The following is a 12,989-nucleotide window of genomic DNA, read 5'->3' on the forward strand; positions in this document are numbered from 1 at the left end:
TTAATTATATTTTATAAAAATTAAGTATAGGTTAACATGTAATAAAGTATAAGTAAATAAAGTTAATTTTGTTTACCTATTTGAAGACGGTTTCATATAAAAAAAGAATTCATGTTAATCAAATTTCCGTATAAAAAAAGAAAAGGTGGATATTTATGTATCCACCTTCCCATCTTCCTCTACCCACTTCATTATTTCTTCCACATCTAAATCCGTATACGTCTTTTCACCATAACGAACAGACTCATATAACGGAATAATATCTCTCGTTCTACAAATTCTCTTTTGCCATTGTTACATCGTTTCAGAGAATCTTCTCTGTTCATGGTCTCATCTCACCTAAACTCGTACTTCTTTTTCTATTCTATAATTGCACATAGTACTCCATAATGGTTCAACCATCATAGAATACGTATTTTCAAACACCCTGTCACTTTCCTATCTCACTTAAAGATTCTCTTTTCACTCTTGATCATCATAAGCATCACCCAGTGATTCAAATTCACTCTTTAGCCAATAACAATATTGTCCATTATTCTTAATAAGTTTTTCAAGTAAGTCAGTGAATGAAGTGGCAATAATTTGCGACTCCCCAACTATTCCATGCCGATCAAAGAAACTATCATAACATCTACCTAGTCTTTCTTCACTAAGATCTATTGTTAAATATTCATCCTTGCCATCATTGCATATAATATACCAAGTTGATGAAATATCTTCTTCACATAACTCTCCTACAATTACGGGATTAGCCAAAATAAACCCCTTTGGGGTAACAATATGAATAGGATATTCCTCATTTTCAAATAAAGTTAGACCACCACAAAGACTATAAAATTCTTTTAAATCACCTGGTAGCATATGCTTATTCTTATCAATTAACGGTAATTCTGTAGGCTCCTGAACTCGACAATTAGGTAATGATTTTACTTTTTTAATCAACTGATTAATATTTTCCATCTGAATTACTCCCTAAAATTATATTGATTAAAAGCCCTATAATACTCTTGCTTAGCTAAACGTGGTACATTCGCAGCATCAAACATTTTTTCCGTCAATTCTTGTATTTCCTTTGTTGAAACAGATTTCCACTCTACTTTACCTCCAACCTTTTTCCCTGTTTTATCAAAGAGCCATTGTCTATAAACAGCTTTAGTATCATTGTGTTGCTCTTTAGTTAAAGCTATATTTGGAGTATTCGCCCCTCTACTAACATAATCAGGGACATTATGTTCAGCCCATACATCCATAACGCCATGATGATTTTCTAATGGTGAATTGCTTGGTCTATACGGTACTACATCGTATGGTTCTGTAGTCTTACCCTTACCGCCATCTTTAGACTTCGCAAACTTATAATAAGCTTCTATTAATTCGCCTTGAGGTATATTTTGGTTACAATAGTTCCACCAACACTAGAGAATGCATAAGAAGCATCTCTCTTAAATGATTGTAACATTTCAAGCGTAGGCTTCAATTCTTTTGCTAGTGTTACTGCATTAGCAAATGTACTTACTCCACTTGATGCTTTTGCTCCTTTTGTGATATGGCCTATTGAAGATTTAGCTAAACTCTTAAATCAATTTATATATATAAAAATATATTCTGATAACAATATGTTGATGAATTTACTAACAGTCAATTAGATATTATGGATATTTAGATAAAAAAACAGTGATAATTCCTAATTAGTTCTGCATCAACCTTACTTCTAGCTCACTAGATCCCTTACCAACATTACCCTTATAGCTACTTTAACACAAACTAAAAAATCCACAGTGTAAAAAGTTGAACACTGTGGATTATTACATTTATTTTCCTTGATAATGCACCATATCATAAGGGTAGTATAAAGTATTTTTTAAACTTGAATCATCTAATTTTAAAATATTTACGATTGCTCCGCTTTCGTAACTCCAATAACCATTGTAGATATCATTTTTATTTTCATGTGAATCATACCAGCCTGTATCACTATGCCCCTTATACCATTTTCCCTCTAAATATTCTTTCAATTCCTTTACTGATTCTTCTTTATTCTTTGCATTGACCACACGATAAATTGATTTATATGGGTCTGCAAAGATAAATTCTGTGGTATTCCCTTCCCAATTTTCATCTTTATAACTAAATAAAAAATCAATCAAATAATCATTCAATTTCTCTTTTTCTACCAACTTTTCTAATTCAATTATATAATCTTTTGAAACATCTAGCATTATCCCAATAGAAAGAACCCACAATAAATCTATATATCTATATTTGCCACTCCACCCCTTTTTCATCGCCTCAATTATTTCGGGGTAAAAATCTCTTAGTACTTCCATAGGTCTTCCCATTGAATATAAACAATTAAATTTATCAATACAAATTGATTCAATATATCCATAAGCTCTTTTAATACTACCTAAATCATTTGGTCTTTCATTTTTTACTTTCATTGCTAATTCTTTATACTTTTCTATTCTATTATTCTGTCTATTTAAATAATCCTCGAAATAATCTTCATTTTTTAAAATATCTCTCATTTCATTCTCCTTACTCAATTATTTTCTTCCCAGAAGAATCCAAAATGCTTTTAACCACATTACCATCCTTATCAACATTAATTAGTATATTTTGTACATTTTCAGGATTCAAAAGCATTTCTTCTCGAATTTTATCTGCCATTTCTTCTCCAACAGTTGATTCCAAACGTCTAGAACCATCTATCCATGTTTCGCTCATTTGCTTTCCATCTTTTGTATTTGAAAGTTGCGCAGTATTATACTTAGCCTCCGCTATTACATACTTAGGCGGCGGAGATGAATTTTCATATATACCATCTATTCCCTTAACAATTTTTTGATCTAATGTTAATACACGATCATCACTAATTCTAGTATATGTTTGACTTTCAAAAAAGTCATCCATCTTCATTTCACCATAATTTCCTTTACGCTTCGTTGTTTTTAAAGCTACTTCGCCACTTTCTACTGATTCTATTACCGTACGTTGTTGTGCTCTAGCTGCTTCTAATGTTTGGGCTACTTTTCTAGATTCCTTAGCTATTTCACCAGTTTTACCCTTACTACCATCTTTAGATTTCGCAAACTTATAATAAGCTTCTATTAATTCACCTTGAGGTATTTTGGTTACAACAGTTCCACCAACACTAGAGAATGCATAGGAAGCCTCTTTCTTAAATGATTGTAACATTTCAAGCGTAGGCTGCAATTCTTTTGCTAGTTTTTCTGCATTAGCAATTGTACTTATTCCACTTGATGTCTTTGCGATATGACCGATTTTATTTAGCGCCTTTAACTTATTTACTTCTCCTACATAATATATATACTCTGAAATACTCTACTTAATTTACAGAACCATTCGTAAACACAAAAATAGTGGCAGTTGGATTCTCCAAACTACCACTATTTTTAACCTCTTAATTCATTAAATTCCGTATAAATTAGTTTTTCAACGTTACTCATGATACACAATGTTTTAATTTGCTTATTATAGAACTTCCTCTACATCGACACTCTCTATCTTCACTTCATACATATTTGGGATATTTACTTCTTTTGGTACCCATGCATAATAATTTTGATCATTCTCTAACATAAATTGAACTAACTTTGTTTCTGAAACATTCCAGAAATTTTTAAGATTATCGATGTAGTCCTCTAAATCTTCTTTATAGTCCAATTGTAATATATAATCTCTTACCGTCAGGGCAAACACAATTAAACTTCCTAATAGATTTTTTTGCTCATTTTCTTCTTCATACTCTTGTGGTAAGAACCACACTTGACCTATTCCTATCGTTTTTTTGTATTTTTCATAAAAACTACTATCATCCATATTCTTATAATCATGTATTAATTCATTGACCAATGAATGCCATTTTGGCGGAATAATATTTTCCAATGCAGGATTATGTTCAATTCCTTCTACTATTTCCTCAATTTCTTCTGTCTCATCTTCATAGTGATATTCACTTAGGTCTATATGCTTGAATTTCATTTCATTTTTATAATGTGCCAAATCATATGGATAATGGTTATTATCTTTTAAACTTGTATCATCCAGTTCCAAAATTTTTGCAAGCGCTGCCGTTTCAAAACTCCAATATCCTACATATCCAGGTTCTTTATGCGCATTTTTCCATTCATAATCATAATGGCCTCTAAACCATTCTTTCTCCATGTACGTTTGTAATCTTTTAGACGCTTCTTTTTTATCTGTTTGTGCAAGTTCTATAATTTCTCTCGTTTTTGCATATGGATTTTCTTTATAATATCTATTCATCATTTTTGTGTATCCGATATCACTAGCGCATAAGAGGAAATCAATTACTGCGTCATTCACATTTTTTTTATCAACTATCTTTTTTAATCTTTCTATATTCTTTTTATCCGTTTCTAACAAAATCCCTAAGGAAATCATCCAAATCAGACTTAAATATCCAATTTCCCTACTTCCTGTATTCTCTAAATCATAAATTGCATTATGAAAATCTTCTTCTATTACACTAACATCTTCCCCTAAAGAATACTTTGCCCTAATATCCTCCATCTCATATCTAAAATTGGCTAGATATGTCCCTTCTATAATACTCTTATTATCTTTAGAATATCTTTGAATTCCATTTTTAGTATCTTCTTCTAAACTTTTAATATCTTCTCTATTTTCCTCTATAAACTCTTTATGATATTCAATTCCTTCTCTACACTTTTCTTCTATACATAAATAATCTCTCATACCATTCAATTCCTCCTAGCTTCTAAATTATGGCCATTCTCCAACGATGTTACCCTTTGCATCTATCTTAAATGTTTTAACCTTTCCGCTACTATCGACTTTTGATAATACTCTTTCTACCTTATCTCTCTCCAACGCTTTTGTAATCTTATCTGCTAATTTGTTATCTCCATCAACAGCTTTCAATATTCTACTTTTTTCAGTATTCACACCTGTCAACCAACCATCTGACATTTGTCGTCCATCTTTAGTTTTTCCTAATTGTGAACTACCAAACTTTGCTTCATCAATAACATATTTAATATTTGAATTTAGATTTGCATTTTCGTATAATCCATCAATCCCTTTTACTATTTTATCATTTATGCCTGATGGTGCACTTTTTCCGACTGGCTTTAAATCAAATCCAGCTTCTTTTAAACTTTGATTATTCAATAAATTGTCACTAGATTTTATTTCACCATAATTACCTTTTTGCTTATTTGTAGCTGTTTTTGCGTCAAAATTGTCTACATTTGTATTTTTGTTACTGCTAGGTTTACCGTTAGCCGCAGCCTAAGTATCATCCTTAGCCCCTTTAACTCAACCAATTTCTTCCTAAAGCTTTGAAATCTTACTTTGAGTATAGGCTTTCGTCTCTTTATGACTTAGGGTGATTGCCTCTTCAAATATTAACTACTATAATTACAAGTAAATTAAAACAAACTTAAAAGGAATGAATTCTTTACTATACAGAATTCATTCCTCACTAGTTGCTTAAAATATTTATCTAACTCTTTAGGTTCAATTCACATTCAATATCCCCTAAACATACATTAAATTTAAATTTCCCTCCATATTTTTAAATTCCTAAGAATGATGGAAAGCTAGCATACCTTGTAAGCTTATGCTGAATACCACTCTTCCGTAGAAAAATTATCAGCATTTGAATTTCCTTCTAACTCCCATTCACTAATAAAATTAATTATTTCTCCTAAAATTAGATTTATATCATGATTTTTTATAATCAAACCTCTATGATTATTCCAAGTAAAATCAATTTCAATATTTATATTCAACTCATCCTCACATCTACTTAAAAAGTCATTCATTACTAAGGTAAAACATAAATTCACAAAATTATCAGAAACCCAAATTACGGATGAATCATCATTAACCTTCTCTATTCTAAATCTTAAATTATTGTATGCAATCCACTTTATATTACCTTGTATTTTTTCTTCTTTCATAATTATTTTCCTCCCATACTATGAAATAATCCTGTCAAGACATCCATTGCTGGATTTGTTTTTAAACTGCCATATATCACATCTTCCCATGAACCATACTTTTTATAAAGTTGTTCAGGTGTAGGTCCTTCTGCCCTGCCATATTCAAGAATATTTCTTTCTTTCATTGCATTCAATCCATCTAAATTATTAGATTTTATATACGTTTCCATTCTTCCTTGATTTCGCTCTTCAACTTTCAATCTAGCAATTTCCTCCATAGATAGTCCATCATTTTGAAGATTTTTAATATCTTGTTCTAGTTGTATTCTTTTTTGTTGTATTTTTTCATGATACTTTATTCTTTCACTTCTTGCATAAGCTACTTCATCACCATTTGTCCAGTCTACCCCAAACTTATTTAAGGCAGATTCCTTCTTAGGTGAATATCCATATATAGCTTCAGTATTTCCCTCAATCTCCTTTGCTATCTTAGGATTATCTAATGGATTTCGAAGTTTAGAATCTATTTCTCCTCTGGTACCACCAGCCTCGACTATATCATCAAGATAATTGCTTACAGTTTTACCCGTACCCTTAGCAACACCCGCACTCCCAGACGTTGCTTTCTTCACATCTCCAACCTTTTTTAAATCATGAAGTTTATCAACTATTTTTACACCTTTCCCATATGGAGTCATCATCCCAACTGCTAGGAGTTTTTCACCATAGGTAGCTTCTGGGTCAAAGAGTGTGAAAAGATCACCAAAGAGAAAATCAAATCCAAACTTCGCCACACCGATTAAAAAAGGATCGAGTACTGGCCTTCTACCACCGACTGGCTGGCCAAAAATGTTATGCTCCATTTCATAATCATCGGTTTCAATTTGGAAATACTTACCTATATCCCCTTTTATTGTACCATTTTTAATTCCTTCAAGGTATTTTTGTGTCGCTTGTATCTCTTCTTTTGTAAATCTATTATTGATAGATTGATTTTCGCTGCTTATTCCTTCAATGTCGTTATACACATTGTGCTCTAAGTCTACACTTTTTCCAATACCATTATCAGATTTCCGTATTTTCTCTTCTATAATTATTTGAATTTGCTTTGCCCATTCCATATTTAACTTTTCACTATGGAACGTCCCACTCACAGGACTAAATCCTTTCCCGCTTTGCACTTCAGCGAATCCGGCTGTGATGCTAGCGGCTAATTGGAGGGCGGTGCTGTAGTTGTTGCTGGATGAATGATTGAATTCATATAGACGCTCTAGTTTTTCTTCTAGTTTTTTTCTCATTGTACCTAATACCGTTACAATTGCACCTACTCCGGGCATTGGTGTAAGTACTTCTATTGCTTCTATACTTGTAATCGATTGATTGGCATGTCTCGTAGAGTAAACTGCTACGATAATCCAGTCGTTGAAAACTTCTTCATATCATGAAAGAGAATTGTGAAGCACTTCATTATTTGAAGCTTTTGTTTTGGTATTTTTGAATATATAATTCACCGTACCAAATATTGTAATTCCGAAATAAAAAGCACTTGTTGCTTTTATTCGGCAATCAAGTGCTTTAAGTTCATCTGTTTATTAAGTAGGATTATTTGGGGAAATTTCCAATTAACTTTACAATATCTTTAAAACTTACGAATTCATTAGTTTCATGTTTATTCCATTTATTTATATTCTTAGCCCACTAATAGCTATCTCGCCTAGTTATTGTTCTTATATTCAAAAGAATTACCTCTCTTCTTTGCACAAATATAAGTATTGGCCAAACTTAGGGAATGCATCCCAATTTCTAGATACATCATCTTTTATCTCTCGCTCTTCTACTTCTCCAGTTTTAGAATCTTTTTGCTCCATAGCAATATGACCATTTTCTTGATACCCCAAAATCATACTTTTTAACTGTGTATCCCCGTCATATTCCCAATACATTATTGTCCTTAGGAATAGTCTATTATCTTCTTTAACAATAAAATCGTAGTGTAAATATTTACGAAGAAAATCATCCAAAAAACTTACCGATACCCATTTCTCAGTGACATTTACTAAATACTTTGGCTGCTCTCCATCACTAAGAACAGCAGTATAAGAATGACGATTTTCATGAAGTGTCTTGGCTGTATTCTCATCAATAATATTCCAAGGCTTCTTTTTTATATTAGACCACTTATCACAATAATAAATTCCCATTAATTATACACCTTCCCATTAATATCACGAATAATAATCCCTTTCTCATTCGCCTCTTCAATAATTTTTTGTGGAACTGGCTTTGTTTGTACAGGGATTTCCAAAATTAACTCTCCATCTAGTCGACCACCTTTTAAAGCATTAGGATTAAATTTACCTGAAGAAACTTCTGAACCGGAAGAATACTTTTTAGTAAACTCACTTAAATAACTTAATGCCGTCTTTTCTTTTACTTCAGCCAATTGGGTAAATTTCCTCGAGACAATTTCTTCACCCGGAATATAAGAATCTACAACATATTTCTTCCCATTGATTTCCTTTGCCTCTAACTCTACTTCATTATAAGGATATCGAGGACGATTTTCCTTATTAAATCTATTCCCTGCTTCCCATTGCTTTTTCACAAAGTCCGGTATTGATTTCTTTTTAGATAGTTTTTCACCAGTTTTACCCTTACCACCATCTTTAGACTTCGCAAACTTATAAAAAGCTTCTAATAATTCGCCTTGTGGTATTTTGGTTATAATAGTTCCACCAACATTAGAGAATGCATAGGAAGCCTCTTTCTTAAATGATTGTAACATTTCAAGCGTAGGCTTCAATTCTTTTGCTAGTTTTACTGCATTAGCAAATGTACTTACTCCACTTGATGCTTTTGCTCCTTTTGTGATATAGCCTACTTTATTTAGTGCCTTATCGCCTAATATTGTGGTAGCTATTTGTGTTAATCTTAGGAGTAATATAATATTTGTTTTAAAATGGTAGAAAAAGAAATCAACACTTATGAATTGTAGTTTCATTTAATAGATAACTATTATTCTGTAAGTTTTGTCGCTATATTTGAATATCAATTTACTATTATAAGTTTTGATTTACATGTGAAATTTTCAAAAAGTAAAACCTTTTAGTTTACTAAAAAACCTTGAAAGGCATTTAGCCAGTCAAGGTTTTTAACTTACTTTAAAAAATCTAATATTGAATTTACACTTTCTTCAAAACGACTTGGGTTTCTTTCTTTAATACTAGTTAATTGAGAAACAACATATTTCTGAATATCATTGTTTAATGTAGGGATGATTTTTTTATAAATATTCCTCGATGGTTCATGATTCAATATTCTTTTGTGAAGTATCTTTAACCATTCCTTAGCATGAGGAATCATCTTAGGAATAGAATTAGCTAACACTTTCAGCGAAACTTCAGAACTAACAATCTTGTCATACGACTCTATAGCATGAATTAAACCAAACATTACTTCATCATTTTCAGTTAAATCATCAAAGCCTTGACACAATACTTCTATATGGTTAACATCCTCCATTTCTAAAATATTCCCAATAGATTTTTCAAATTTTTCTACTTCATTCTCATCTCTTAATAAACGACTATTCTTTAATTCGGTAAGTTCGACTAAAATGTCCAACTTTCCCCACCTCCTATTGTCTGTCAAAAATATTTGGGTACTTTGTTTTATTTAATTTTATTACTTCCAATAGTCCTGAACGTATCTCAGGAGTGTAAAGTCCTTCTTTTATATAAATATTCCTTGCATCAATTATATCACGTGCTAAAGCGTCACGTGGTTCAAGGTTAAGATAGGCATCTAATTTCTTACCAGTCATTCCGTATGTTTCAGTTTGACGGTGCCTGCCCCCTTTCCCTGGATGAGGGTGCTCCATATTCATACTTACTCCATCATTTTTATGTACCTCTGCTTTTGTTTTCATATATTTTGCAGACGGCATATGGTGAGGAGTTATATTGTCTCCACGTGTTCCTGCATCAATTAATTCTTCATATGTTCCAACTTTCCCTTCACCTGGTAGTAAAGGATTATCTATCCCCTTAGCAACCCCCGCACTCCCAGACGTTGCTTTCTTCACATCTCCAACCTTTTTTAAATCATGAAGTTTATCAACTATTTTTACACCTTTCCCATATGGAGTCATCATCCCAACTGCTAGGAGTTTTTCACCATAGGTAGCTTCTGGGTCAAAGAGTGTGAAAAGATCACCAAAGAGAAAATCGAATCCAAACTTCGCCACACCGATTAAAAAAGGATCGAGTACTGGCCTTCTACCACCGACTGGCTGGCCAAAAATGTTATGCTCCATTTCATAATCATCGGTTTCAACTTGGAAATCCTCACCTATATTCCCTTTTATTGTACCATTTTTAATTCCTTCAAGGTATTTTTGTGTCGCTTGTATCTCATCTTTTGTAAATCTATTATTGATAGATTGATTTTCGCTGCTTATTCCTTCAAAGTCGTTATACACATTGTGCTCTAAATCTACACTTTTTCCAATACCATTGTCAGATTTCCGTATTTTTTCTTCTATAATTATTTGAATTTGCTTTGCCCATTCCATATTTAACTTTTCACTATGAAACGTCCCACTCACAGGACTAAACCCTTTCCCGCTTTGCACTTCAGCGAGTCCGGCTGTGATGCTAGCGGCTAATTGGAGGGCGGTGCTGTAGTTGTTGCTGGATGAATGATTGAATTCATATAGACGCTCTAGTTTTTCTTCTAGTTTTTTTCTCATTGTACCTAATACCGTTACAATTGCACTTACTCCGAGCATCGGTGTAAGTACTTCTATTGCTTCTATACTTGTAATCGATTGATTAATTCCCCGTATTTGTTCTCTTATTTCTTGTTCGATCACATCTGTCGAAGCAACTTTCGCTTGGAACTCGTTTGGAAATGCTTCGTTTTGGCGAATTAATTCTTCACATAAGCATATGATTCCTTGCGCTAATGGCCGAAATGTTTGGACAAGGTAGGCTTTTGCACTACTGTATGTTTGTCCTTGTAATACTGTGTCTATCGCAAAGGCATCAATAGATTGAATGGCTTGTTCCATACTTTGAATCGTAGCATTACATATAGCGTTCATACTTTGAGTTTGACTTTGTACTTCTCCCAAATACATGTTTAAACTCATGTATCGGCCTCCCTTTGTAGTTGCTGCTGTTCATAGGAAAGGTCGTTTTCTTTCTCACTGAGATGCCGTTTTTCTTTAAGCAACGTCTCTTTTTCATTTTCTAATTCGAATGTAAGTTTTCTTTCATACTGTCCGATTTCTTGCCGCATATTCGTAAAAAGGTGAAACACTTCTTTGTCGTCGTGCCAAGTTTCTAGTATTCGGTTAAATAAACGATTGCTTCTATTTTTCCATTCATGAAAACTAGCCTCAGCTCGTTCTTGATTTTGCAGCGCGATTCGGTTTTCATTTTGTTCTTCAAATATAATTCGTAATTTTTGATTACATTGACTGATTCTCGTTTCAATTTCTTGACTCATCTTTTCTCCCTACCTTTTCCCCTTTACGTAGGTTGTTACATTATTGAAAAGTCTTTTGAAGTCCAGTATCCATTTTCTCAAATTCATTTGCTACGGAATGGATATTATCAATCGTTTGTTGAAAAGTAGCGCAAAATTGTTTCGTGATTTGTAAATTTTGTTGATTTGCTTCTTGTGCTTTGAAGTTCACAGATAGTGTCGTACGCGTTGCCTTATTTATAGAGCGACTAGTAGCACTTTGCATCCTATCTGAAGCATTTCTCATTTTCGTTGCAAGTTGCGTTGCCGTATGCAAATTACTTTGAAATTCTCCCATTACTTACTCCCCTCTACCTTTTATTTACAAGAAAATTATAACACGGAAAAATATCCCAATAAACCGAATGTTCGAATTTAACATACAATTCAGCACTGTTACTGAGGGTGCGAGCAACGCTTATCTATCAACATAACTGAGTCCAAGATGGATTCTACTTATACAAAAAAGATGACTTCAGCCATATGCTAAAGTCATCTTTTTCTACCTTATTATTTTACTAATTCTCCATTATAAGCTTTTATATTAAGCGGAGCAGTTAAAAATTGTGCTGCTTTACTAACGAAAGATGTGAAGTGTGCACTCGTATTATGGCTCGCAACTGCTGCTTCATCTTTCCATACTTCTACCATCGTATAAACACTTTCTTTTTCTGTATCTTTATATAAGTCATAAGATACATTTCCACTTTCTTCTCTTGAACCATGAATAAGCGGACGAATTTCTTCTAAAAATGCTTGTTGTTTCGTTGGATCTACTTGAAATATTGCGTGAATAATAATCATGGTGCTTCCCCTCTCATCTTTCACTTATTGAAGTTCTTTTATAAAATTATTTCCACTCTGCAACTTTTTCAATTGGAAGACGTACTGATTGGTAACCACTGTCTGCAGCTTTCCCGATTGAAATTAACATAACTGGTACGTAGCGTTCTTTATCTAGTCCAAATGCTTCTGCAATTTGGTCTTTTTCAAATCCACCAATTGGACAAGTATCATAACCGTGCGCACGAGCTGCTAGCATAAACTGCATCGCTACAAGACCACCGTCAATTAATACAGTGTCTTTCATTACTTCTGGTGTAACCATTGAGAAGTAAGCTGAAAGTTTTTTCATTTGGTCTTCTTTTACTTCTGCTGGCATTAAACCACGCTCTACTGCTGTACCGTAAATTTCTTCTGCGTTATCAAAGTTGTTTAAATCACCAAATAAAGCAATCATTGCTGAAGATGTTTCTACTTGAGATTGATTGAATTTCGCAAGTGGCGCAAGTGTTGCTTTCGCTTCGTCACTTTCAATCACTACGAATCTCCATGGTTGCATGTTTACTGAAGATGGTGCAAGTGTTGCTTCTGTAAGAATTTCTGTCATTTCTTCTTTGCTAATTTTCACTGAAGGGTCGTACTTACGAATTGAACGACGTCCTGTTAAAATTTCGTTAAAATCATTTGTTTTTACTGAGTTAGTCATAGTTGTATTCTCCCTTT

12 protein-coding genes and 5 pseudogenes are annotated in these 12,989 nt (G+C 33.0%); all 17 read right to left on the reverse strand.

Going from position 1 to position 12,989, the window contains the following annotated elements; all coding sequences use genetic code 11:
• Nucleotides 1–153: 153 nt before the first annotated feature.
• Nucleotides 154–327: pseudogene (locus tag DOS87_RS16015) on the reverse strand (signal peptidase II); the annotation flags it as partial.
• A 135-nt stretch (nt 328–462) separates the two neighbouring features.
• Nucleotides 463–960 (reverse strand): SMI1/KNR4 family protein, encoded by a 498-nt coding sequence (locus DOS87_RS16020; protein WP_000427920.1) that lies wholly within the window; start codon nt 958–960, stop codon nt 463–465.
• A gap of 5 nt (nt 961–965) precedes the next feature.
• A pseudogene (locus DOS87_RS30640) lies at nt 966–1,555 on the reverse strand (sugar-binding protein).
• A 256-nt stretch (nt 1,556–1,811) separates the two neighbouring features.
• Nucleotides 1,812–2,528, reverse strand: coding sequence for a PoNe immunity protein domain-containing protein (locus DOS87_RS16030; RefSeq protein WP_044782834.1), 717 nt, complete (start codon nt 2,526–2,528; stop codon nt 1,812–1,814).
• Nucleotides 2,529–2,538: 10 nt separating this feature from the next.
• Nucleotides 2,539–3,198, reverse strand: coding sequence for a hypothetical protein (locus DOS87_RS16035; RefSeq protein WP_000941894.1), 660 nt, complete (start codon nt 3,196–3,198; stop codon nt 2,539–2,541).
• 297 nt (nt 3,199–3,495) lie between these two features.
• Nucleotides 3,496–4,743, reverse strand: a complete 1,248-nt coding sequence (locus tag DOS87_RS16040) for a PoNi-like cognate immunity protein (RefSeq protein WP_098578357.1) — start codon at nt 4,741–4,743, stop codon at nt 3,496–3,498.
• A gap of 27 nt (nt 4,744–4,770) precedes the next feature.
• Nucleotides 4,771–5,289 (reverse strand): annotated as a pseudogene (locus DOS87_RS16045) (cytoplasmic protein); the annotation flags it as partial.
• A 338-nt stretch (nt 5,290–5,627) separates the two neighbouring features.
• The gene (locus DOS87_RS16050) at nt 5,628–5,972 is read right to left on the reverse strand and encodes a hypothetical protein (protein WP_000656837.1); all 345 of its coding nucleotides are present in this window, start codon (nt 5,970–5,972) and stop codon (nt 5,628–5,630) included.
• A gap of 2 nt (nt 5,973–5,974) precedes the next feature.
• Nucleotides 5,975–7,345: pseudogene (locus DOS87_RS30230) on the reverse strand (hypothetical protein); the annotation flags it as partial.
• A 351-nt stretch (nt 7,346–7,696) separates the two neighbouring features.
• Nucleotides 7,697–8,155, reverse strand: a complete 459-nt coding sequence (locus tag DOS87_RS16065) for a hypothetical protein (protein ID WP_086413316.1) — start codon at nt 8,153–8,155, stop codon at nt 7,697–7,699.
• Nucleotides 8,155–8,883: pseudogene (locus tag DOS87_RS30235) on the reverse strand (cytoplasmic protein); the annotation flags it as partial. The gene DOS87_RS16065 and the pseudogene DOS87_RS30235, both read right to left, overlap by 1 nt.
• A 227-nt stretch (nt 8,884–9,110) precedes the next feature.
• Nucleotides 9,111–9,578: an Imm30 family immunity protein gene (locus DOS87_RS16080; RefSeq protein ID WP_000353837.1), complete on the reverse strand. Its 468-nt coding sequence runs from the start codon at nt 9,576–9,578 to the stop codon at nt 9,111–9,113.
• A 13-nt stretch (nt 9,579–9,591) separates the two neighbouring features.
• Nucleotides 9,592–11,106, reverse strand: a complete 1,515-nt coding sequence (locus DOS87_RS30520) for a T7SS effector LXG polymorphic toxin (RefSeq protein ID WP_315968952.1) — start codon at nt 11,104–11,106, stop codon at nt 9,592–9,594.
• Nucleotides 11,103–11,465, reverse strand: a complete 363-nt coding sequence (locus DOS87_RS16090; RefSeq protein WP_000076591.1) for a DUF3958 family protein — start codon at nt 11,463–11,465, stop codon at nt 11,103–11,105. Before DOS87_RS16090 ends, DOS87_RS30520 begins: the two co-directional genes overlap by 4 nt.
• A 40-nt stretch (nt 11,466–11,505) precedes the next feature.
• The gene (locus tag DOS87_RS16095) at nt 11,506–11,781 is read right to left on the reverse strand and encodes a TIGR04197 family type VII secretion effector (protein ID WP_000503638.1); all 276 of its coding nucleotides are present in this window, start codon (nt 11,779–11,781) and stop codon (nt 11,506–11,508) included.
• Between the two features lie 212 nt (nt 11,782–11,993).
• Complete coding sequence (locus tag DOS87_RS16100) at nt 11,994–12,287, reverse strand: putative quinol monooxygenase (RefSeq protein ID WP_000583832.1); 294 nt, start codon at nt 12,285–12,287, stop codon at nt 11,994–11,996.
• A gap of 46 nt (nt 12,288–12,333) precedes the next feature.
• Nucleotides 12,334–12,972 carry a nitroreductase family protein gene (locus DOS87_RS16105; RefSeq protein WP_000185391.1) on the reverse strand — a complete coding sequence of 213 codons (639 nt, stop codon included), beginning with the start codon at nt 12,970–12,972 and terminating at the stop codon, nt 12,334–12,336.
• Nucleotides 12,973–12,989 lie beyond the last annotated feature (17 nt).

The organism is Bacillus sp. CR71, from assembly GCF_003429245.1.
Lineage (GTDB): Bacteria > Bacillota > Bacilli > Bacillales > Bacillaceae_G > Bacillus_A > Bacillus_A thuringiensis_S.